The organism is Lipingzhangella halophila (assembly GCF_014203805.1).
In the GTDB taxonomy this organism is placed as follows: Bacteria; Actinomycetota; Actinomycetes; order Streptosporangiales; family Streptosporangiaceae; genus Lipingzhangella; species Lipingzhangella halophila.
In genome coordinates this window covers 4,191,358-4,212,185 of the sequence record NZ_JACHJT010000001.1, presented here as the reverse complement: position 1 = coordinate 4,212,185, position 20,828 = coordinate 4,191,358, and the positions used below count along the sequence as shown (strand labels likewise).

Annotated in this window: 21 protein-coding genes and 1 tRNA gene; 11 read left to right on the top strand and 11 right to left on the bottom strand. The window is 69.7% G+C overall.

Annotated features, from left to right (window positions below):
* Positions 1-64: 64 nt before the first annotated feature.
* The gene (locus tag F4561_RS19405) at positions 65-1,495 is read right to left on the bottom strand and encodes an MFS transporter (protein ID WP_184580812.1); all 1,431 of its coding nucleotides are present in this window, start codon (positions 1,493-1,495) and stop codon (positions 65-67) included.
* A 309-nt stretch (positions 1,496-1,804) separates the two neighbouring features.
* A complete protein-coding gene (locus tag F4561_RS32720) occupies positions 1,805-2,290 on the bottom strand; it encodes a MarR family winged helix-turn-helix transcriptional regulator (protein ID WP_184580811.1) in 486 nt (161 codons plus the stop codon).
* 166 nt (positions 2,291-2,456) lie between these two features.
* On the opposite strand from F4561_RS32720, the gene F4561_RS19395 reads away from it, so the two are divergent.
* Positions 2,457-2,529, top strand: a tRNA-Ala gene (locus F4561_RS19395).
* A 134-nt stretch (positions 2,530-2,663) separates the two neighbouring features.
* Here the strand turns inward: F4561_RS19395 and F4561_RS19390 are convergent.
* Both F4561_RS19390 and F4561_RS32715 read right to left on the bottom strand, forming a co-directional pair.
* Complete coding sequence (locus F4561_RS19390; protein WP_184580810.1) at positions 2,664-3,914, bottom strand: RNA polymerase sigma factor; 1,251 nt, start codon at positions 3,912-3,914, stop codon at positions 2,664-2,666.
* A 4-nt stretch (positions 3,915-3,918) separates the two neighbouring features.
* Positions 3,919-4,311, bottom strand: coding sequence for a YciI family protein (locus F4561_RS32715; RefSeq protein WP_184580809.1), 393 nt, complete (start codon positions 4,309-4,311; stop codon positions 3,919-3,921).
* Positions 4,312-4,554: 243 nt separating this feature from the next.
* Here F4561_RS32715 and F4561_RS19380 point away from each other — a divergent pair, with 243 nt between their 5' ends.
* Together F4561_RS19380 and F4561_RS19375 are read left to right on the top strand one after the other, a co-directional pair.
* Entirely contained in the window at positions 4,555-4,995 is a 441-nt protein-coding gene (locus tag F4561_RS19380; protein WP_184580808.1) for a MerR family transcriptional regulator, read from the top strand.
* Positions 4,970-5,317, top strand: coding sequence for a thioredoxin family protein (locus F4561_RS19375; RefSeq protein WP_184580807.1), 348 nt, complete (start codon positions 4,970-4,972; stop codon positions 5,315-5,317). The genes F4561_RS19380 and F4561_RS19375 overlap by 26 nt, the downstream gene beginning before the upstream one ends.
* 35 nt (positions 5,318-5,352) lie before the next feature.
* Here F4561_RS19375 and F4561_RS19370 read toward each other — a convergent pair whose 3' ends face one another.
* Positions 5,353-6,036 (bottom strand): TetR/AcrR family transcriptional regulator, encoded by a 684-nt coding sequence (locus tag F4561_RS19370; RefSeq protein ID WP_184580806.1) that lies wholly within the window; start codon positions 6,034-6,036, stop codon positions 5,353-5,355.
* 260 nt (positions 6,037-6,296) lie between these two features.
* On the opposite strand from F4561_RS19370, the gene F4561_RS19365 reads away from it, so the two are divergent.
* Both F4561_RS19365 and F4561_RS19360 read left to right on the top strand, forming a co-directional pair.
* The gene (locus F4561_RS19365) at positions 6,297-7,088 is read left to right on the top strand and encodes a DUF427 domain-containing protein (RefSeq protein WP_184580805.1); all 792 of its coding nucleotides are present in this window, start codon (positions 6,297-6,299) and stop codon (positions 7,086-7,088) included.
* Between the two features lie 63 nt (positions 7,089-7,151).
* A complete protein-coding gene (locus F4561_RS19360) occupies positions 7,152-9,221 on the top strand; it encodes an ATP-dependent DNA helicase (RefSeq protein WP_312885380.1) in 2,070 nt (689 codons plus the stop codon).
* A gap of 50 nt (positions 9,222-9,271) precedes the next feature.
* Here F4561_RS19360 and F4561_RS19355 read toward each other — a convergent pair whose 3' ends face one another.
* The 3 genes from F4561_RS19355 to F4561_RS19345 form a co-directional block, all read right to left on the bottom strand.
* Positions 9,272-9,796 carry a DUF6315 family protein gene (locus F4561_RS19355; RefSeq protein WP_184580804.1) on the bottom strand — a complete coding sequence of 175 codons (525 nt, stop codon included), beginning with the start codon at positions 9,794-9,796 and terminating at the stop codon, positions 9,272-9,274.
* 180 nt (positions 9,797-9,976) lie between these two features.
* A complete protein-coding gene (locus F4561_RS19350; RefSeq protein WP_184580803.1) occupies positions 9,977-11,206 on the bottom strand; it encodes an AI-2E family transporter in 1,230 nt (409 codons plus the stop codon).
* A 61-nt stretch (positions 11,207-11,267) separates the two neighbouring features.
* On the bottom strand, positions 11,268-11,615 hold the full coding sequence (locus tag F4561_RS19345) for a hypothetical protein (protein WP_184580802.1): 348 nt from the start codon (positions 11,613-11,615) through the stop codon (positions 11,268-11,270).
* Between the two features lie 181 nt (positions 11,616-11,796).
* Here F4561_RS19345 and F4561_RS19340 point away from each other — a divergent pair, with 181 nt between their 5' ends.
* Positions 11,797-13,248 (top strand): hypothetical protein, encoded by a 1,452-nt coding sequence (locus tag F4561_RS19340; protein ID WP_184580801.1) that lies wholly within the window; start codon positions 11,797-11,799, stop codon positions 13,246-13,248.
* A 105-nt stretch (positions 13,249-13,353) separates the two neighbouring features.
* Positions 13,354-14,223 (top strand): alpha/beta fold hydrolase, encoded by an 870-nt coding sequence (locus tag F4561_RS19335; protein WP_184580800.1) that lies wholly within the window; start codon positions 13,354-13,356, stop codon positions 14,221-14,223.
* 61 nt (positions 14,224-14,284) lie between these two features.
* Here the strand turns inward: F4561_RS19335 and F4561_RS19330 are convergent, their stop codons facing one another.
* The 3 genes from F4561_RS19330 to F4561_RS19320 all read right to left on the bottom strand — a co-directional run bounded on the left by F4561_RS19330 (position 14,285) and on the right by F4561_RS19320 (position 15,958).
* Positions 14,285-14,434: a hypothetical protein gene (locus F4561_RS19330; RefSeq protein ID WP_184580799.1), complete on the bottom strand. Its 150-nt coding sequence runs from the start codon at positions 14,432-14,434 to the stop codon at positions 14,285-14,287.
* A gap of 187 nt (positions 14,435-14,621) precedes the next feature.
* Entirely contained in the window at positions 14,622-15,416 is a 795-nt protein-coding gene (locus tag F4561_RS19325; protein WP_184580798.1) for a glutamate racemase, read from the bottom strand.
* A 23-nt stretch (positions 15,417-15,439) separates the two neighbouring features.
* A complete protein-coding gene (locus F4561_RS19320; protein WP_184580797.1) occupies positions 15,440-15,958 on the bottom strand; it encodes a gamma carbonic anhydrase family protein in 519 nt (172 codons plus the stop codon).
* 152 nt (positions 15,959-16,110) lie between these two features.
* Between F4561_RS19320 and F4561_RS19315 the strand changes: the two genes are divergently transcribed.
* The 4 genes from F4561_RS19315 (at position 16,111) to F4561_RS19300 (ending at position 20,825) form a co-directional block, all read left to right on the top strand.
* Positions 16,111-17,535 carry an FAD-binding oxidoreductase gene (locus F4561_RS19315; RefSeq protein ID WP_184580796.1) on the top strand — a complete coding sequence of 475 codons (1,425 nt, stop codon included), beginning with the start codon at positions 16,111-16,113 and terminating at the stop codon, positions 17,533-17,535.
* Positions 17,536-17,596: 61 nt separating this feature from the next.
* The gene (locus F4561_RS19310; RefSeq protein WP_184583866.1) at positions 17,597-18,856 is read left to right on the top strand and encodes a class I SAM-dependent methyltransferase; all 1,260 of its coding nucleotides are present in this window, start codon (positions 17,597-17,599) and stop codon (positions 18,854-18,856) included.
* An 85-nt stretch (positions 18,857-18,941) separates the two neighbouring features.
* Positions 18,942-19,391 carry a hypothetical protein gene (locus tag F4561_RS19305; RefSeq protein WP_184580795.1) on the top strand — a complete coding sequence of 150 codons (450 nt, stop codon included), beginning with the start codon at positions 18,942-18,944 and terminating at the stop codon, positions 19,389-19,391.
* Positions 19,392-19,568: 177 nt separating this feature from the next.
* Positions 19,569-20,825, top strand: coding sequence for a sugar ABC transporter substrate-binding protein (locus F4561_RS19300; protein ID WP_184580794.1), 1,257 nt, complete (start codon positions 19,569-19,571; stop codon positions 20,823-20,825).
* The last annotated feature ends 3 nt before the right edge of the window (positions 20,826-20,828 follow it).

Here is a 20,828-nt window from a genome sequence, read left to right as displayed (position 1 = left end):
ACAACGAAGGGGTGCCGCCACTGAGTGGCGGCACCCCTTCGCGGGTGCGGATCCGGCGACGCCGTCAGTTCGGAGAGGTCGCCGTTTCTTCGCGGAGGTGGTAAGGCGGCGAGTAGGGACGCGCCGCGACAATGACACTCTTCGCCTCCCGGTCGAAGTGCGGGCGCCCGAAGAGGACGAAAAGCCCAGCGACGAGCATCGCTGGCAACAGCGCGTACATCCCCGTCAGCAGGCTCCCGCCGTAGGCGTCCGAGATCGCGCCGACGACTACGGGCCCGAGAGCGCCGCCCCCGACCACGAGGAAGTTCAGCACCGCGAACCCGATGCCGCGGGAGTTGGCGGCGACGACGTCGGCGATGGAGGCGAAGGTGTTCGGGATGGCGATCGAGGAGAAGAAGCTCGACAGCAGCAGACAGGACATGAACACCACCAGGTTGTCCATGGCCAGGGCGACGCCGAGCCAGGCCGACCCGATGAACAGGCCGAGCCCGCTGGCGAGGAGCCGCCCGCCGCGCACCGCTCCGTGCATCCGCCCGCCGATCCAGCCACCGAAGATGGCACCGGTGCAGATCGCGAACAGGCTCACCATCGAGCTGAGCGTGGACGCTTCACCGGCGGTGAGAGCGAACTCGCGGGTGAGCAGACTGGGAATCCAGTAGAAGATGCCCTGGAGGCCGAGGGTGAGCAGCGCCAACCCCAGGCAGACATAGCGCAGCGTGCGAACCTGCCAGATGTAGGCGAGCTGGGTGAGGATTTTCGGAGGGTGCCCGGATCCGGGGGGCCGGTCGGGCTGCGCACCGGTATCGGACTCCGGGATGGGAATCGGCTTGCTGGGGTTGCGGGCGATCACCTCGTCCAGGAAGCCCCGGACAGGTTCGCGGAGCCGCCAGCACAGGTAGGCGACGAGCAGGCCGGGGATGACCATGCACGCGAAGGCCCACCGCCAGCCGAACGCCTCACCGACCACCCCGCCGAGGATGGTGCCCAGGGCGATGCCCGCGTAGTTGGTGAGGCGGACGTAACCGAAGACCTTGGCGCGTGTCTTGGGCGGATAGTAGTCGGCCAGCAGGCTGCTCGACGCCGGGTTGTCGATAGTGTCGGCGGTGCCGAGGATCGCCCGGGTGACAAGGAAGATCGCGAAGATCGGCGCGACCGCCGAACCGAGCGTGATCAGCGACCAGAGCCCCACGACGACGGCGATCAGCCCGGTCCGGTTGAACCGGTCGCTGACGTAGCCTGCCGGGACCAGAGCGACGGCGCCGAGGATCAGCGGAGCCGTCATGATCATTCCGCCCATGGTGTCGCTGAACCCCCACTCGGCCTGCAGCAGGGGTAACGCGCCCGAGGCGATGTAGGTCTCGATCCGGTCGGCGAGGCCTACCACGAACAGGATGATCAGCGGAGCCCAGCCGAACGGTGCGGACTCCCTGCCGGTGATACCTTCGAGCGGCGCAACGCCCAAGCCGCGCCGCCCACGGGACGCCGTCTTCGTCATGAGACTCCTTGAGGCACGTGGCGACACATCATCGGCATCGCGCTGCCCGAGATACTGGTTAGCGGCCAAATATATTCGGGACCCGAAACGCTGTCGCCAGGGAAAATACTGGCATTCGTACGGTTAGCGCGTGACTACGCGCCAAGGTGTCCGCAGGAAAGGCGTTCCGTGCCAGGTCGGCGGCACGGTCAACGGGAAGCGCAGCCGTTCTCGGGACGGGTGCGGCGCGCCAGGATGCCGAACCGGTACCAGAGGCCAGCGGCGTATGACGCGCGCCCGCCCGGACACGCGGCCGCGGGCGGTGCGTCCTTAGGAATCTGCTCCGTGCTCATACTCGGTGAGAACGCGCCGAACGCGATCCGACAACGGGCCGAGGAGTTCGGACAACTCCTCTGGGGTTGGCTCGCGCACCCCTTCGAGGAGCGACGCCGCCAGGTCGTCCATGGCCGACTCCGCGCTCGTGAGCACCTCGCGGCCCCGCTCAGTCAGATAGAGGTCAACGCTGCGGCGGTCGCGCTCGCTGGAAACCCGCTTGACCAGGCCGAGCCGGGCGAGACTGGTCGTGGTCTCGGAGAGCGTGGACACCGCGACAATGGAGCGCGCGCGCAGCTCCGACATCGACACGGTCCCGCGCCCCAGCCGGGCCAGCACGCTGTACTGCGCGAACCCGAGCGGCGGATCCAACTGGCCCAGGACCTGGCGCTGCAGTTGGGTGACCCAAGGAGCGACGCGCATCAGGAAGCGTCCAAGCGCTGCCCGGTTCCCGGCCTCGTGCTCCAGCGAAGTGTCCGACACCGTGCCCGGCCCTCCCGCATCGCCCCTACCCAGCGCATCCGAACGCGACCACCTTACTTCGCGCGCAACCCCACTAGCGACGGGAAGCCCGCCGACCGCCGAACCATGGCCGCGGCGCCCGCGAACGTCCGATACACTGGATCCAGCCCTCACGGGGGCTCCCTACGGGGCTATGGCGCAGTTGGTAGCGCGCCTCCATGGCATGGAGGAGGTCTGGGGTTCGAATCCCCATAGCTCCACTCGTCTCTGGGCGACCCTGCTCGCACGTGAACGTGCTCGCCGGGTCGCCTCGTTGTTTCTCCGGGGGGCGACCCCCCGAACCCCCCAGGAAGCCGGTTGCCAGTGCCGGATAGGCACCCTGCCAGCCCGGCGCTCACGCCTGTCCGCTGGTGAGGCGGGTGAGCCTCCGGTTGAGGTAGCGCTGCTCGGGACGGCTTACGGTGAGCTGCGCGGCGCGCCGGTAGCTCTCGGCGGCCGCCTCGCGGTCCCCGGCGAGCTCCAACAGGTGGGCGCGGACAGCGTGCAGGCGGTGGTGACGCTTCATAGCCGACTCAGCGAGGAGCGGCTCCAGAACCCGCAGCCCCGCATGGGGATCCTCGGCCATGGCGACGGCCACGGCGCGGTTGAGGGTCACCGCCGGACCGGGGGCGACCTGCTCAAGCATCTCGTAGAGGATGCGGATCTGGGCCCAGTCGGTGGCCTCGTAGCTCGGCGCTTCGGCGTGGACCGCGGCGATCGCGGCCTGCAACTGGAAACGGCCGACATGCCCGCGCGGCAGCACCCCCTCCAGCAGGCCGACGCCCTCGGCGATCAGGTCCCGGCACCAGCGGCCGCGCTCCTGCTCGGCCAGTGGCACCAGGTCCCCGGTGGGGTCGGTGCGCGCCGGTGTGCGGGCGTGGGTGAGCAGCATCAGCGCCAGCATCCCCGTAGCCTCGTCGTGGTCCGGCAGGGCCGCGCACACCTGCCGGGTCAGCCGGATCGCCTCTTCGGTGAGCCCGGTATCGACCAGTGCCTCCCCTGATGTGCGGGTGTAACCCTCGGTGAAAATCAGGTGGCAGGTGTCCAGCACCGCCGCCACCCGGGCCGGCAGCTCCGCATCGCCGGGCATGGTGAGCCGCGCGCCCGATGCCCGCAGGGACGACCGGGCCCGCGTGAGTCGCTGGGTCATGGTGCGCGCCGGTACGAGGTAGGCCGCCGCGATCTGCTCGACGCTCAGGCCGACGACCGCGCGTAGGCTCAGCGCGACCTGGGAGGCCCGGCTCAGGGCGGGATGGCAGCACAGGAACAGCATCCGCAGAGTGTCGTCGGTGTCGGTGGTCACGGCTTCGTCGGCGGGTGGTGCGAGGTGGGCGTCACCAGGGCGGCGCGCCACCTCGGCGCTCTCCCGGCCGGTGCGCGCCCGGTCGGCGCGATAGGTGTCGATCAGCCGCCGGGAGGCGACCCGCACCAGCCACGCCCGCGGATCATCGGGTACCCCTCGGATCGGCCATTGCTCAGCGGCGTCGGCCAGCGCCTCTTGGGCGGCGTCCTCGCAGTCGCCGAGGTCGCCGTACCGGCGCAACAGGGCGGCCAGGACGTGCGGCGCCTCTCGGCGCCACACGTCGGCCAGTGCTGCTTCGGTCACGCCCTCACGCGTCCTCGCCGCCGAACTGCATCGCCGGGCGCAGCTCGACGGTCTCGCCCGGTCCGGCAAAGACCGCCCCCACCTCTTCGGCGCGCTCCTGGCTGTCGACGTCGATGAGGAAGAAGCCGGCGAGGTGCTCCTTGCTCTCCGAGTACGGCCCGTCGCTGGGCAGCGGGGAGCCATCGCGCCACCGGTATAGCCGAGCGGACGCTGGATCGGCGAGCGCCTCGCCGGTCACCAGCTCACCGTTCTCCTGCAGCTCGGTCAGGGTCCGCTCGAAGTCCTCGGTGAGCTTCTCGCGTTGCGCCTCGGGAAGTGCCTGGAACTCCGCGAGGTAGTCGCCGGTCGGGTGGCCCCACGGCTGCGGGTTGGAATGGATCAGGATCACGTACTTCACGGCTCTGTTCCCCCTTTGGGGCTCCTGCGGCGGCTGCTCCGTCGCTCACCGGATACGTCGGTGCCGACTCGGCGATGTCTACATGCCTCTCCGAGGAGAATCATGATCCCACCGTGTTCACCGTGCATACGGCCCAAAGAGCTCGACCGGGTTGCCGGACGGGTCCCCGACCAGGGTCTGCTGGCCGCCGCGGCCCAGTATGGCGCTTGCCCTGACGTTGGCGGCAACGTTTAGCGTCCGAGTATGCGAATCGGTGAGCTTGCCCAGCGCGTTGGCACGACGACCCGCGCTCTGCGGTTCTACGAGTCCCAGGGGCTGCTTCGAGCGAAGCGTTCGGCGAACGGCTACCGGGAGTACGACGAGGACGACTACCGGCTGGTCAACGAGATCCTGACGCTGCAGGCCATCGGGTTCAGTCTGGACGACACCCGGCCGTTCATCGAGTGCCTGCGTACCGGGCACGAGACCGGCGACTCCTGCGCCGATTCCATCCAGGTCTACCAGCGAAAGCTCGCGGAGGTGGACGCCTTCCTCGATCGGCTCGGCGCGGTGCGCGCGAACCTGGCGGCCAAGCTGGACGCCGCTCTTGCGCGCCAGGCCGGGCCGTGTGTCGTGGCGGGCCCGAACGATGGTGCAGCCAATGAAGTAAGGAGTTCTGATGTCGCTGACCAGCATTCCCGGTGAGGTGCCCGCGGTTTCCGACGAGACGTTCACCCGGGAGGTCCTCCGGAGCGACATCCCCGTTCTGGTGGACTTCTGGGCCGAGTGGTGCCCGCACTGCCGCGTGGTCGGTCAGGTGGTCGCCGAGATCGCGGGGGAGCGCGCCGGGTCGCTCACGGTCCGCTCGTTCAACACCGACGAGAACCCGGTGACCACGCTGACCTACCGGGTGATGTCGCTGCCAACCCTGCTGCTCTTCCGCGACGGGCAGCCGGTGCGCTCGATCGTCGGTGCCCGGTCCAAGGCGCGGCTGCTGTCGGAGCTGGACGCCGCTCTGGCCGACTAGCGCGCGAGCGGGGCGGAACATGCCGGTGACCGGGCTCAGGCGCGGCCACCGGCGCCGCCCCTTTCCCCGTTGACGGGTCGGGCGTCCTCGGACGCGAGCGGTTCCGCCCGGTACGGCGCGGTCAGCAGTCCCATGGCCGCGTCGACCAGGTCGAGCGCCCATGGCGGGATCTCCCCCTCCTTGGCCGTGGCGCCCCGCTGCTCCATCTCGCCAGCGGTCACGGTGACGAGACCACGCAGCATCCGGATCCGGTTGCGCCGGATCTCGTGCGGCATGCCGTCCAGGGTTTGGGCGATGTGGTCGCAGACCTCGCGCAGGCCGCTCGCCGCGGCCCAGCCGTAGGTCCCCCGGTAGCTGGGGTCGGTCTGCAGGTGGGCGAGGAACTGGCCGTAGTGTCCGCCCTCAATGATGCCGCACGCTATCGGGAAGACCAGGGCCTCCAGCAGCGCGCGCAGCTCGCCTTCGCGGCCGGCCTCGCGGATCTCGCGCAGCATCCGCACGCGGTGGGCGTTGATGGGCTCCATCCGGTACTCGAAGATCGCGCGGACCAGCGCGTCCTTGTTACCGAAGTAGTAGTGCGTTACAGAGGTATTGCGCTGGCCGGCCTCGATACCGATCTCGCGGAGCGACACACCTCCGATACCGTTGGCCGCGAAGAGGCGTTCGGCGACGAGGATGAGAAGCTCCCTGGTCGTCGTGGACACGCGGGAAAGCGGCATGGTCACTCCTTCGTACCAAGAACGGGTCACCGCGTGGTCACCCCTAGTGTTCATCCACCGTTGCTCGGCGAGCCCTGGCGAGGAACCCCGGTCGGTCCGGTCACGGCCGGGAGGAATCGCACCGTAACCCCTCGCATACAGGCGTGTCGTCCCCTGCAATGGGCCGAGATGCCCGTCGACCGCGGTATCGGGTGACGCCATCGGGGCCGTGGGCATAACCACCCGCGACAGCTCCTGCTGATACGACAACGGAGATGCGGATGTCACTGACACTCGGTGGGGGCCCGCTCGCGAGCGACGCGCCGACCACCGTCAACTACACGATCGACTCGCCTTCCAGGGCGCTGTACATGCACCAGTTCCCACGCCGCGTTCGCGCCGAGGTCGGCGGGCTCACCGTGCTCGACTCCGACCGGGGCGTCCTGCTGCACGAGAGCGGGCTGCTACCGGCCTTCTACGTGCCGATGGAGGACATCGGGCAGCGGTACCTGGTTCCGTCCGACCGCACCACCCACTGCCCCTTTAAGGGCGACGCCTCCTACTGGGATCTGGTCGTGGGCGACTGGACCGCGCACAACGCCGTGTGGGCCTACCCCGCCCCGACCCCTGAGGCGACCTGGCTGCACGGGTTGGCCTCGATGTACTGGAACGCGGCCGAGGGGTGGTTCGACGAGGAGGAGCAGGTGTACGGCCACCTCCGCGACCCGTTCCACCGCGTCGACGCGCGACGCTCCTCCATGCTGGTCCGGATCAGCTTCGGCGCACAGGTGATCGCCCTGACCGGGGCCGCCATGGTGCTCAGCGAGACCGGTCTGCCCAACCGCTATTACGTGCCGTTCAACGATGTGCACCGCGACCTGCTGGTGCCCAGCCGGACCCGGACGTACTGCCCGTACAAGGGGCGCGCCGCGTACTGGAACCTGCGGATCGGCGACACGGAGATCGCCGATGTCGGGTGGTCGCTGCCGGAACCCCTCAAGGACGGGCGTGACGTGCGCGACCACATCTGTTTCCGGCACGACGAGCTCACCATGACGCTTGAGAAGGACTGACCCGCGCCCGGGACATGTGGAATCGCGGAGCCGGGGGTCGTCGGGGCACGGTACTGTCGCACCGTGGCAGAAGTTCCCGACGTCGAGACCCTGCTGGACGCCGCGGTGCGCGCCGTCGGCGGCACCCACCGCGAGGGCCAGGTGCGCATGGCCGGCGCCGTGGAATCCGCCATCGAGGCAGAGGAACACCTGGTGGTCCAGGCGGGCACCGGAACCGGCAAGTCGCTGGCCTACCTCGTTCCGGCCATCCGGCACGCCATGGTCGAGGACACGACCGTGGTGGTCTCCACCGCGACCATCGCGCTGCAACGCCAGCTCATCGAACGCGACCTGCCGCGACTGGCCGGCGAGCTCGCGCCGTTGCTGGGGCGGGCACCCACGTTCGCGATCCTCAAGGGCCGGCGCAACTACCTGTGCCGGCACCGGTTGCAGAGCGCCGGCGACGAGCCTGACGACACCGAGCTGTTCGACCCGCGCCAGTTGTCGTCGCTCGGACGGCAGGTGAAACGGCTGCACGAATGGGCGGCCGAGACCGTCACCGGCGATCGCGACGAGCTCAACCCCGGCGTGAGCGACCTCGCGTGGCGGCAGGTGTCGGTGTCCGCCAACGAGTGTGTGGGCGCGGCGGCCTGCCCCTTCGGTCAGGAGTGCTTCGCCGAGGAGGCCCGTGCCGCCGCCGGCGGGACCGACATCGTGGTCACGAACCACGCCATGCTCGCCATCGGCGCCATGCAGGGCTACCAACTGCTCCCCGAGCACGAAGTACTGGTCATCGACGAGGCGCACGAGCTCGTCGACCGCGTCACCTCGGTGGCCACCGGCGCGCTCAGCGAGCGGTCGGTGAACACGGCCGCCAAACGTGCCGCCCGGCTGGCCGATCCCGAGGTCACCGAACGCCTCAGCGAGACCGCCGACGGCCTCACGCTGATGTTCGCCGAGACCGACGCCGGCCGGATCGACCACCTCCCCGAAGGTCTGGCCGGCGCGGTGCGCGGCGTCCGCGAGTCCGCGCAGGCATGCAAGAGCGCCATCGGCCCGGCCGACGAAGGCGACCCCGATTCCGGCAACGCCAGCGAACGCCGCCTCGCGCTGGCCGCGCTCGACGAGGTCCAGGACACGGCCCGGCGGGTCCTCGACTCGTTCGAACCACCTCTGCGCGAACGCAGCGATGTCGTGTGGCTGGCCAAGAACCCCAAACAACCACCCACCCTGAACGTCGCGCCTCTCGGTGTCGCCGGTCTGCTGCGCGAGAAGCTCTTCGGTGACCGCACCACCGTGCTCACCTCGGCCACGCTCGCCCTCGGCGGCTCGTTCACGGCGCTGTCGGAGCAGTGGGGGCTGGGCCGCGAGACCGCGGAGCCAGACACCGCGGCGGGCGGCCCTGACGGTCCCGGCGACTCCGGCAACGGCGACGCCCCCGGCACCGCGGACAGCGCCGACGGCGAGCCGCGCTGGCGGGGCCTGGACGTCGGCTCCCCCTTCGACCACCGGCGCAGCGGCATCCTCTACGTCGCCGGCCACCTGCCGCCGCCCGGCCGCGACGGTCTTGCCCCCAGCTACCTCGACGAGATCGCCGGTCTGATCGAGGCCGCCGGTGGGCGCACCCTGGGCCTGTTCTCCTCGATGCGCGCCGCCGAGCAGGCAGCGCAGGAGCTTCGCGAGAGGCTCACCCTCGACATCCTGTGCCAGGGCGACGACTCGACCGGCCGCCTTGTCGAGCAGTTCACCGAGGAGCCCAGCTCCTGCCTGTTCGGAACACTGTCCCTGTGGCAGGGGGTGGACGTTCCCGGCCCCTCGCTGCAGCTTGTCATCGTCGACCGGATTCCCTTCCCGCGTCCCGACGACCCGCTGGCCTCGGCGCGGCAACGGGCGGTGGGCGCGCGCGGTGGGAACGGCTTCATGGCCGTGGCCGCGACCCATGCGGCGCTACTGCTGGCGCAGGGCACCGGTCGGCTGCTGCGATCCGTGGACGACCGCGGCGTCGTCGCGGTGCTCGACCCGCGGCTGGCCACCGCCCGCTACGGGGGGTTCCTGCGGTCGTCGCTGCCGCCGTACTGGGGCACCACCGATCCCGCGGTGGTGCGCGACGCGCTTCGGCGGCTGGACACCGCGGCGGCGCCGGCCGTCGGGTGAGGCGCGCGGATCCGCGCACGCGGCACTTCCGGAGGCGGCCCCCGGCCTGGTCACCGCGGTACGCGGTACCCGAACAGCCGAACCGCGTAGCCCGGTGACTCCTCGTCGGCGGGTTGGATGTGCCAGCGGTCGTGGTGTTCGCCGATCGACAGCTCGTTCCACATCAGATCGATGAGCTTGAGCCGGGAGACCACGGAGGCACCCGGGTCCAGGACGATGGAGTAGGAGTGATCGGTCAGCCGCTGGGTGACCATCCCGACGGACTGCCCGTCCCATATTGCCGGCACCGTCGCGTGGCCGATGTCGATCCCGCACAGCCTGAGCTGCTCGATCTCCTCGTCAAGCGCCTCGGCGGCAAGAGCGTCGTCGAGCTTGAGGGCGTCCTCGAGCTCGTCGCGTTCGTCGTCGTCGCGAAGGTAGGCATGGTAGGTCCGGCGGCCGCAGCTGCGGCACATCCGCCAGACGACGCAGCGCGCCAACCCGTACGCGGACTGCGCCTCGCCGATGCCGCGGTAGGCGCTGACGGTCCGGGTTGCGCCGCATTCGCAGCACAGGGCCGTGAGATCCTGCTTCATCCTCGTAGTCCCCCTCCCAGGCGAGTATGCGACGGGAACCCCTCGCTAGGGAACCACGTTGACTGAAGTAGTTGCGGCAAACTGTCGTCATCAATGACCAAAAACCAGCGCATGGTGGTGGTTGCCGGGCCGGTGCCGCCCGCGTCACAAGGTCGCCGCCGTAGCCGCCGCTCGGGCCCCTCAGTCGCCCCATGACTCCTCGTCGGGGTCGGAACGGCCGCCGGGTTCCGGGGCGTTCTCGCGGCCGTCCGGTGGCTTCGCGCCCGCGGCTTTGCCTTGGGGTTTTTTGCGACGCGGCTGCTCTCCGGCTTCCGGATCGCCGTCCTCGGCGGCGTTCGCTTCGAGCAGCGGGTGCTCGGCCACTTCGTAGCGCTTGATGTAGACACTCAGGAACGCCTGCAGGCTCGCTCCCGCGGGCAGCGCCAGGAGAGCGCCCGGAGCACCGAGGATGGCCGCGCCCGCGAGGACCGAACCGAACGCGACGGCCGGATGCATGTCCAGCGTTCGGGCGGTGATCCGCGGCTGCAGTACGTAGTTCTCGAACTGCTGGTAGAGCGTGATGAAGATGAGCATCCACAGGGCGGGCCACGGCCCGACGAGCAGCGCGACCAGCACCGGAAGCAGCCCACCGATGTAGGTGCCCACAGTGGGGATGAACTGGGAGAGCACCCCGACCCACAGCGCGAGCGCGAACGGGTAGGGGATCTCCAGCACGAGCAGCGCGCCGTAGTGGGTCGCCGTGGAGATCGCCGCGAGCAGCGCGCGGGAGTAGATGTATCCGCCAGTCTTGCTGATCGCGATCTCCCAGGCCCGCAGAACCTCGCGCTGGGTGCGCGGCGGCAGGACGGAGCAGATGGTGCGCCGGAACCGCGGGCCGTCGGCGGTCAGGTAGAAGGTGAACAGCGCGACCGTCAGGCCGTTGAACAGCAGAACCAGGAGCGCGGTCCCGGCGCCCCAGGCGTTCTCGGCCAGCCCTTGGGCGTACTGCTCCACGAGCCCGCTGGCGTCGGAGAGCCCGGCGACCAGGTTGGTGGGCGCGAAGTCGGTGCCGAATGTGGTGTTGGTCCAGGCCAGCAGCCCTCGGACCATGTCGGGCAACTGGTTGACCAGGGAGAGGACCTGGCCCAGCAGCATCGACCCGAGAACGGAGAGGAACGTCACGACGCTGGCGAGCGCCGCCAGTAGAACAGCGCCCGTGGCCAGGCCCCGGGGCCACCGGTGCCGGTGCAGCCAGTTGACGGCCGGCTCCAGCGCCAGCGCGAGGAACAGCGAGAGCAGCAGCAGCATCAGCAGGCTCTGCAGCTGCAGGAACAGCCACCCCGTTATCGCGAACGCGGTCACCGTCCACACGGCGAGGACGATCGCGCGCGGTACCCACGCGGGCATGCCGTTCTTGTTCGGAGTGCTCATGGGGCGAGGGGATGTCCTTCAAGCTTGGTGAGCGAGCGGTTTCCCCGGCCCACCACTGCGATCAGTCGTCCAGGGAGAGGCCGCGCTTATTGCGCGCGGTCCACTCGCGCATGCGTTTCGGATATCCGACGATCTGCACATCGTACGCGGGCGCGGCGAGGTCGCGAGCGACCTTGCGCATGACGTCGGGCGAGCCAACCCGGCGCCGGATCCACTCTCCATCAGTGGCTACGGCGACGGCGGTGGTGCTGGTCGCGAATGTTTCGGGCTCCACGAAGAACTCGACACCGACTCGGCTCTTCGCGAACTCGATCAGGGCCTTGACATCGGAGTCTTCGGCCGCGCGGTCGAATCGCGCCTTTCCTTTGCGCTTCGCTTTACGGAGTCCGAACCGGTCTCGCCATCCCATTTCGGTCGCGCTCCCGTCACTGCCGTCGCGCTCGTTCTGTCATGCCCCGCTTGGTTCCCAGAGCCAAGGCCCGCTGCTGCCGAGTGTATAGGCACTGGGATGGACGGACTTCTCGCCGTATCCCCGCGCTTCTGTAATCAAGCTGCTACGTTCAGTCACGCATCAAGAGGAGGGGGATTCGATGATGCTGTGGACATGGGTGGGGGAGACCGCGAACGAGCTCAGCGCGTCCGGACACGCGGAGACGGCCGAGGCGGTGCAGGGCATGCCGCAGCTAGCGGTGGAGGGCGACGTCGCCCGGCTCAAAGCGGGGCTGCCCGCCGCGTTGCGCGCCGCGGACGGCGTGGCCGGGCGTCCCTGGCTGCGCGGCTACCTGGAGCACTGGCCGCTGGCCGCCCGGGTGGGCGACCGGGCCGAGGGGGAGTCGGTGCGGGGCGCGGCTGAGGGGCGGCTGCGCTCGGCGCACGCGAGCGAAGTGGATTGCGCCCCGGCCGCCTGTGCCGCCGAGAACGTGGTGGCGTGCTACGCCAACATCGACGGCCCGGGAAACGCGGGGGAGCGGGCCTCTGTGCTCACCGAGGCCATGGACACCACCGAGCCGGGCGAACCGGCCTGGGAAGCGCTGGTGCGGGCGCACGCCGACATGCTGGTCGACGACGACCGGCCCGACGAGGCCGTACGCGTCCTGGACACCCGGGCGCGCGAGGTGCGCGACGCCGGCGCCGATGTGAGCTTCGACTTCGGCTTCGGCTACGTCCGGGCCCTGCACCAGCAGGACCGTTTCAACGATGCGCTGCGCACCCTGGACCACATGGACACGCACGCCGCCGGCTCGTGGCCCCGCGGCATCCCGCGGGCCGCCGCGCAGCGCCGCATCCGCTTCGAGAGGGCGCGCGTGTTGGCGTGGCTGGCCCGAACAGGGGAGCGCCCGACCGGCGAAGCGGTCGCCGCACTGCCCGCTCTGCGGGAGGCCGACGCGCACCCCGCGTTCCGCGCTGCCTGGGCTGACGCGGCCGAGAACCTCATCACCGTCGGCGCGCTGCGCAACGAATGGCAGCTCGGGGTGGCGCTGACCACCTGGTCGCGCTACTTCGAACGGGTCGGGGCGTGGCGGCCGTGCCTGGAGGTCTCGCTGAGCGCCGCCCGCCTGGCCGTCTCGCGTGGCGCGCGGTGGGTGGCGGAGAACGCCATCGAACGGGCGTACCGCGCCCTCGGCCGGATCCGCCGCGCTGACGATCCGGCGGCGGATCTCGCGGAGGCCCGCGCCGGGGTCCGGCGCCTGCCGACCCCCGATTTGGACGTCCCGGCCGACCAGCTTCTCGCGCGACTGCGCACAGAACCCCCGGAGCAGGTCGACCCGGAGCGCCAAGCGGACCTGGTTGTCGCGGCACTGGAGTACCGCCCAGAAGACTCCGTGCTGCTCAACGCGCTCGGCCAGGTCGGACGCACCCTGATGCTCACCGACGCTGCCGCGGACCCCCACTGGCGGCGCGTGCGCAGCGTCCCTGGTGACCAGAAGGCGGCGCTGTCCCTGTTGGAGACGCTGCTGCACGACAACGACACCGTTGGGGTGCGCACGCTGGTGCGCACCCTCACCGACGCCGCCATGACCAGCGGCGAGCCGGTCCGCTAGTGCGAAACCTGTGCGGAACCCGGGGCCGGCCGGGGCGTACGCGGCGATGATTTCTGTCACTAGGGGGAGTCAGTATTTCGAGCGAACGACCACGAGGAGGGCGCCATGACCGCACCGAAGACCTACACCCTGGACGTGCCCGGGGCCTCATTACGGTACGACGTACGTGAAGCCGGTTCCGGCACCGCCCCCGTGCTGCTGCTGATCGGCTCGCCAATGGCCGCCACCGGATTCGGCACACTGGCCGGGCGTTTCGCCGACCGCACCGTCGTGACATACGACCCGCGCGGGGTGGAGCGCAGTGAACGGACCGACGGCGCGACCGTGTCCACGCCGGATGAGCACGCCGACGACCTGCACCGACTGATCTCGGCGCTGGACGCCGGACCGGTGGACATCTTCGCCAGCAGCGGTGGTGCCGTCAACGCGCTCGCGCTTGTGGCACGCCATCCGGAGCAGGTGGGCACACTGGTCGCACACGAGCCGCCCGCCGCCCAGGCGCTCGCGGACCGCGACGAGGTGCTGGCCGCCTGCACGGACATCCACCGGACCTACCAACGAAGCGGTTTCGGTCCCGCGATGGCGAAGTTCATCGCGCTCGTCAGCCACCAGGGCCCGATCCCGGCCGACTATGTTCACCAGCCTGACCCCGAGCCCGGCGATTTCGGGCTGCCGGCCGATGACGACGGATCCCGGAATGATCCGCTGCTCGGGCAGAACCTCATCTCGTGCACCCACTACCGGCACCGCGTGGACGCACTCCGCGCGGCTCCCACCCGCATCGTTCTCGCAGCCGGCTCCGAATCCGCCGGCCAGATGACGTACCGCGCCGTGGTGGCCCTGGCCGAGCAGATGGGGACCGCCCCCGTCGTCTTTCCCGGCGGCCACGCCGGGTTCCTCGGCGGCGAGTACGGCATGACCGGCGAGCCCGACAACTTCGCCGCCACCCTGCGGGAGGTCCTCGCTGCGAACTGAGCTCAGCCGGGGAGTCCCGGCCAGTCCGCGGCCCGGGGGCGGCCGTCGCTCGTGCGCTGGGTTACCGGCTGGGAGACGGAGTCATGACCTCCTCGCGGCGGTCGCGCCGGGTGACGAGACTCCAGTAGGTCTCGGCGATGGTGCCGGGGTCGATGACGTCGGACATCCCAGGAGGGAAGGTGCTCTCAATCCTGATGAAGTCCTCGGCCATGGGCGGCATATGCTGCTGGCGACCGTCCGCTGGATCGGTGATGGGGGTGCCCGGTGGTGGCGCACGCGACGAGGGCGGCGATCTTGAGGATTCCGTTCCTTCCCAGCGCTACAAAGGAACGGAATCCTCAAGATCGCCGATGCGCACCGCCGAGCCGGGAGTCCAACCACCCGCTCCCATCACCGGTCTAGCGGGGCTCGGCGGCGACCGTTCGGTCCTCCGGAGGCAGGGCCAGGGCCGCGCCCGCGTGGTAGCCGACGGCGTTGTCGGGAAGCGCATCGGGGCGCCCGCTGCGCAGGACCCGCACCGTACCCGTGCGCGGAGCATCCGGGCGGGGGCCGGCTCCCAGGCGGCGCAGAGTCTGGGCACACACCGCCTCGTCGGCGGTGAACAGAGCTGCGCGCCGCCCCAGGGCAGCATCGATGCGCTCGCTCACCAGGTCGTAGTGCGTGCAGCCGAGGACCACCCCCGTGACGTCGGCAGGGGTTCGCTCGGCGGCGAACGACACGGCGTCGGCGATCGCGTCCGCGTCGGCCGACTCGATCGCCTCGGCCAGCCCGATGCAGGCGACCTGGGTTACGGCGATGTCCGGGGCGAACCGCTCGATGAGGTCGGTCTGGTACCGGCTGCGGGTCGTGGCGGCGGTGGCCCACACCGCGATGGCCTCACCCGCCGCCGCGGCCGGCTTGATCGGCGGGACCGTACCGACTACCGGGACCCGCGGTTCGAACTCCGCGCGCAGCGCGTCGAGACCGTGCACGGAGGCGGTATTGCACGGCACCACAATGGCGTCGGGCAGCGGGTCGGAGCCGGCGCGCGCTCCCGCCAGGGCGCGCCCGATCACCTCGTCGGCGCTGTACAGTCCCCACGGCATGTGATCCGGGTCCATGGACAGAACAAGGTCGGCGTCCGGTCGGGCCCTGCGCAGCGCGGCAGCAGTGGACAGCATTCCGATCCCGGAGTCGACGAGAGCGATGCGCATGAAAGCCGATGATACGCGCCCGCTCACAGCTCCCGTACAGCTTCGCTGTGCCGCCGCGCCAGCTCCTGGTACGCGGCGGGGTTGCCGCGGACCCACTCGCGTGCGGATTCGGTGAGCGGGCCGCGGATCTTCGCCGGCACCCCAACGGCGAGCGTCTCCGGCGGCACCTCGCCTCCGGGAAGCACCACCGCTCCCGCGGCGACCATGGCCCGGTCGCCGACGACCGCGCCGTCCTGCACGGTGGCCGCGTTGCCAATGAGGGCCTCGGTCCCGATGGTGCAGGCGTGGACCACGCACGCGTGGCCGACAGTGGCCCCCGGCCCGACCGTCGTCAGCGTCCCATCCGTGTGCAGCACGGAATTGTCCTGGATGTTGGCTCCCGCACCGACCACAATGGGCCCAAGGTCCGCCCGCAGGACCGCCCCGTACCAGATCGATGCTCCAGCCCGAACCGTCACATCCCCGACCAGGGTGGCGGTCGGCGCCAGCCACGCGCCGGCCTCGACCATGGGCGCGGATCCCTCGAATTCGAAGAGTGGCATATCCGCAAGAGTGCCATAGGCCATGGTGAGGCGGACGCCGACTTACCGACAGGTAGGAATAGGCTGTCCCCGAGCCGGGGACCAGCGGAGTGCCCCCAACACACAACGACAATGCCGCGCCGATCTCTCGGGGCGGGTGAGATTTGAGCAGGGTGAACGTGAAACGCCAGTCTTCCCAGCGCGACTTCGCCGACCACGTCTCCGCGGTACAGCAGGTGCGCCGCGACTTCGCGGAACTGCCCAGCAACGCCCCAGTCCGGCTGGCCAAGCCCACCTCGAACCTCTTCCGGTTCGGTGACACCGCGGCCACGAGCCGGCTCGATGTCAGCGCCTTCACCTCGGTGCTCTCGGTCGACCCGGTCGAACGCACCGCCGAGGTCGGCGGCATGACCACCTACGAGGACCTGGTCGACGCCACCCTCCCGCACGGCCTGATGCCGCTGGTCGTACCGCAGTTGCGCACCATCACCATCGGTGGCGCGGTGACCGGCCTGGGCATCGAGTCGTCGTCGTTCCGCAACGGCCTGCCCCACGAGTCGGTGGAGGAGATCGAGATCCTGACCGGCGCCGGTGACACGGTCGTGGCCCGCCGCGACAACGAGCACCGCGACCTGTTCTACGGCTTCCCCAACTCCTACGGCAGCCTCGGGTACAGCCTGCGGCTCCGGATCGAACTGGAACCCGTCAAACCCTATGTTCACCTGCGCCACCTGCGCTTCGGCGACGCGAGCGAGGCAATGGAGGCGTTTTCCGGCATCTGCGCCGACGCCGAGCACGACGGGCAGCGGGTGGACTTCGTCGACGGTGTGGCCTTCGCCCGCGACGAGCTCTATCTCACCCTGGCCACGTTCGTCGACTCCGCGCCCTGGACCAGTGACTACACGGGTGGCGACATCTACTACCGGTCCATCCCGCGCTATGCGGGCCCCGGGCCGGGGGACTATCTGACGGTGCACGACTACCTGTGGCGCTGGGACACCGACTGGTTCTGGTGCTCGCGCGCGTTCGGCGCGCAGCATCCCGCGATCCGCCGGCTGTGGCCGCGTTCGCTCAAGCGGTCCGACGTCTACCGCAAGCTGGTCGCCCTGGACCGGCGCACCGACTTCAGCAAGCTGCTCAACCACTACCGCGGCAAGCCCCAGCAGGAACCGCTGATCCAGGACATCGAGGTCGACGTGGAGCGCGGCGCGGAGTTCCTGGACTTCTTCCATTCCGAGATCGGCATGACCCCGATCTGGATGTGCCCCTTGCGGCTGCGTGAGAAGCCCGCGTCGGCAGGCGCCGACCCCCATGTGTGGCCGCTCTACCCGCTGGAGCACGACCGGCTCTACGTGAACTTCGGTTTCTGGGGGATGGTCCCCATGCGCCCCGGGCAGCGCAGGGCGCACCACAACAGGCTGGTTGAGGAAGAGGTCACCAGGCTGGGTGGGCACAAGTCCCTCTACTCCGATGTCTTCTACACCGAGGACGAGTTTTGGCGCGAGTACAACGGCGACGCCTACCAGAAGCTCAAAGACACCTATGACCCGAAGGGGCGCCTGCTCAGCCGGTACGCCAAGTGCGCCGGAGGCAGGTGACGTGTCGAATGTCGCCGTCCTTCACCCCAACGAGGGGCGGCACGGGGAGAAGGGAACGATCATGCGGCTGGCGGAGATCTTCGAACGCGTTGTCGGTGCCGACGCGCCGGTTCGGTTCCGGGCCTACGACGGCAGTACCGCTGGCGACCCGAACAGTGACGTGGCGATCATTGTTCGGACACCGGTGGCAGTGAACTACCTGGCCCAGGCCCCCGGCGCGCTGGGGCTCACCCGGGCCTACGTAGCAGGGCATATCGATGTTGAGGGCGACATGTATACCGCCCTGAAACACATGTCCGATGTCGCCTTCAATGAGGGCAACCGGCTCTCACCGCTGGAGCTGGCACGCATCGCCAAGAGCGTCGGGTGGGTGAAGTTCGTGAACCGGGTCGCCCCGCCCCCGCAGGAGGTGCGGCGCACGCGCCTGTTCGGCCGCGGCTCCCGGCACTCCAAGGGCAGGGACGCCGAGGTCATCCAGCACCACTACGACGTCTCCAACGCCTTCTACGAGCTGGTGCTCGGCCCGTCGATGACCTACACGTGCGCCGTGTTCGACACCGAGGACAGCACCCTGGAGGACGCGCAGTACCGCAAGCACGACCTCGTCGCGCGCAAGCTGGGCCTGGGTGAGGGCATGCGGCTGCTGGACGTCGGCTGCGGCTGGGGCGGCATGGTGGTGCACGCGGCCCGCGAGTACGGGGTGCGCGCGCTCGGGGTCACGCTGTCCAAGGAACAGGCCGAGTGGGCGCAGAAGAACATCGCGCAGTGCGGCCTGTCCGACCTGGCCGAGGTGCGGCACATGGACTACCGGGACGTCCCCGATGGGATCTATGACCGGATCAGCTCCATCGGCCTCACCGAGCACATCGGGGAGCGGAACCTGCCCGGGTACTTCTCGGGGCTGTACGACAAGCTCAAGCCCGGCGGTCGGCTGCTGAACCACTGCATCACCCGTCCGCACAACGACGTGCCGCCGATGACGCCGAACGGTGTGATCAACCGCTACGTGTTCCCCGACGGAGAACTCGAGGGCCCCGGCCGGCTGCAGACCGAGATGAACCAGGCCGGGTTCGAGATCCGGCACCAGGAGAACCTGCGCGAGCACTACTCCCTGACCCTGCGGGGCTGGTGCGACAACCTGGAGCGCAACTGGGACGCGGCGGTCGCCGAGGTCGGGCAGGGCACGGCGCGCGTGTGGCGGCTCTACATGGCCGGGTGCGTCCTCGGCTTCGAGCGCAACGTGGTCCAGTTGCACCAGATCCTGGGGGTCAAGCTCGACGGAACCGCCGCGCACATGCCGCTGCGCCCGTCGTTCGCCTGACTGCGAGGCACATCCGGGGGCGGGCCGCGCCGCGCGGGCGGCGCAACTGGTCCGCTCCCCCTCCCACGCCAGGCATGATGGGGATATGCCTGGAACCGATGACGCGAGAGGCGTCCAGCAGACAGCGATCGCGCTGATCGACGCCTACGTGCGCAAGGACCGCGCGGCCCTCGAGCAGGTGGCAGACGAGGCCGCTGCCGATGCGTCGGCGGTCACCTCCGAGCTGAAGGTCATCGCTACCTTCCTCACCCGCCGCGTCCAGGAGACGGGTGTGGTGTGGAAGCCCGCGGACTCCCGCGAGGCGGTCGCGCGCGCCGTGGCCGACCTGCTGCCACCTGAGGTGGAGTTCGCCGTTGTCACGGCGTGGGAGGCGCACTCGATCGGCGAGGAGGAAGCGGCCGAACGACTCAGCCAGGGCGACCCGATGGTGTTCGTGCACATGCTCGCTGCCTTCGCCTCGGCGGTCGGCCAGGCCGTCTACAAGCCGGCCGAGCTCATCTCGACGCTGCGCATCGCCATGGGAGAGGAAGAGTAACAGGGCGGTACTCCGACCCGACGCGACCGGGCCGTGCGGCGTCCGCCGCACGGCCCGGTAACGCGAAGGTCAAGCCACGCGTGCGATCGCGTAGTTTACTTCACATCCACCGGTGCGTTGCGTAGGTTCCTTACCAACCGTGGGCTTCGCGGACACCTGAGTGGACGGAGACCGCCGATGGCACGCAACCACACCCTGTACTTCACCGCGCCAAGCGCAGCCCTTGCCCTGGTTATTTCCGGATGCGGTATCGGGGAGGAGGACTCGTTCGACGTTTGGATCATGCAGGGAACCAACCCTGACGCGACCGCGTACTTCGAGGACATCGCCGACCAGTTCGAGGAAGAGACCGGGGTCGAGGCAAACATCGAGTTCCAGGACTGGGCGGACGCGCACGACCAGTTCGTGACCGCCATGGCCGGCGACACCGCCCCCGATGTCGCCGAAGTGGGCACCACCTGGACACCCGAGTTCGCCGCCGCCGGGGGGCTCGTCGACATCACCGACCAGGTCGGCGACACCGACCGCTTCGTCGACGCGCTGGCCGAGGCCGGCGAGCTCGACGGCCGGATGTACGGGATGCCGTGGTACGCGGGTGTGCGGTCGGTGGTGTACCGGACCGACGTCTTCGAGGAGCTCGACCTTGAAGAGCCCGGGAACTGGGACGAGCTCCGCGAGGTCGCCACGACGATCGCCGACGAACGGGACGACATGGCCGCGTTCCCGGTCGCGGGCGGCGCCACGCAGCAGATGCTGCCGTTCATCTGGGGAAACGGCGGCGAGCTCGCCACCGAGGAGGACGGAACCTGGTCATCGGGGCTCGCCTCCGCCGAGGCGCGCGAAGGCATCGAGTTCTACACCAACCTCGACCTGGAGGACGGCACCTCCACCGCCGGGGCGGCCACCTGGGACGAGGCCGACCTCCAGGACAACTTCATCGACGGCAACGTCGCCATGATGATCTCGGGAAGCTGGACCCCCAGCGCCATTCTTGAGGGGAACCCCGATCTGGAGGGCGACATCGGCGCGTTCCCGATCCCGGGCCGCGACGGCGGAATAAGCCCGGCGTTCCTCGGCGGCTCGCACCTGGCCGTCATGGACGGCGCCGATGAGGAGGCCGCCGGCTCCTTCATCGAGCTGCTCACCGAGGAGGAGAACCTGCGGCGCTGGGCGGAGGAGAGCACCTACTTCCCCGGGGTCCAGGAGCAGCTCGACCCCTACACCGAATCCGACGATCCCCTTGTGCGCCCGTTCGCGGAGCAGATGAGTGAGGGCGGGGCCACTGTTCCGGTGAGTGAGAACTGGGGCAAGGTCGAGGGCGACGAGACCCTGACGACCATGCTGCAGTCCGTGCTCGACGAGCGGGCGACGGTGGACGAGGCCACGGAGGAGGCGGCTACCGCCGTCGATGAGACGCTCAACGAAGGGTCCTGACGC

Coding starts and splice junctions, on each gene's coding strand:
- F4561_RS19405 (WP_184580812.1), bottom strand. CDS start 1,495: ATGACGAAGACGGCGTCCCGTGGGCGGCGCGGCTTGGGCGTTGCGCCG.
- F4561_RS19380 (WP_184580808.1), top strand. CDS start 4,555: ATGCGAATCGGTGAGCTTGCCCAGCGCGTTGGCACGACGACCCGCGCT.
- F4561_RS19375 (WP_184580807.1), top strand. CDS start 4,970: ATGTCGCTGACCAGCATTCCCGGTGAGGTGCCCGCGGTTTCCGACGAG.
- F4561_RS19370 (WP_184580806.1), bottom strand. CDS start 6,036: ATGCCGCTTTCCCGCGTGTCCACGACGACCAGGGAGCTTCTCATCCTC.
- F4561_RS19365 (WP_184580805.1), top strand. CDS start 6,297: ATGTCACTGACACTCGGTGGGGGCCCGCTCGCGAGCGACGCGCCGACC.
- F4561_RS19355 (WP_184580804.1), bottom strand. CDS start 9,796: ATGAAGCAGGATCTCACGGCCCTGTGCTGCGAATGCGGCGCAACCCGG.
- F4561_RS19350 (WP_184580803.1), bottom strand. CDS start 11,206: ATGAGCACTCCGAACAAGAACGGCATGCCCGCGTGGGTACCGCGCGCG.
- F4561_RS19345 (WP_184580802.1), bottom strand. CDS start 11,615: ATGGGATGGCGAGACCGGTTCGGACTCCGTAAAGCGAAGCGCAAAGGA.
- F4561_RS19340 (WP_184580801.1), top strand. CDS start 11,797: ATGATGCTGTGGACATGGGTGGGGGAGACCGCGAACGAGCTCAGCGCG.
- F4561_RS19335 (WP_184580800.1), top strand. CDS start 13,354: ATGACCGCACCGAAGACCTACACCCTGGACGTGCCCGGGGCCTCATTA.
- F4561_RS19330 (WP_184580799.1), bottom strand. CDS start 14,434: ATGGCCGAGGACTTCATCAGGATTGAGAGCACCTTCCCTCCTGGGATG.
- F4561_RS19325 (WP_184580798.1), bottom strand. CDS start 15,416: ATGCGCATCGCTCTCGTCGACTCCGGGATCGGAATGCTGTCCACTGCT.
- F4561_RS19320 (WP_184580797.1), bottom strand. CDS start 15,958: ATGCCACTCTTCGAATTCGAGGGATCCGCGCCCATGGTCGAGGCCGGC.
- F4561_RS19310 (WP_184583866.1), top strand. CDS start 17,597: ATGCGGCTGGCGGAGATCTTCGAACGCGTTGTCGGTGCCGACGCGCCG.
- F4561_RS19305 (WP_184580795.1), top strand. CDS start 18,942: ATGCCTGGAACCGATGACGCGAGAGGCGTCCAGCAGACAGCGATCGCG.
- F4561_RS19300 (WP_184580794.1), top strand. CDS start 19,569: ATGGCACGCAACCACACCCTGTACTTCACCGCGCCAAGCGCAGCCCTT.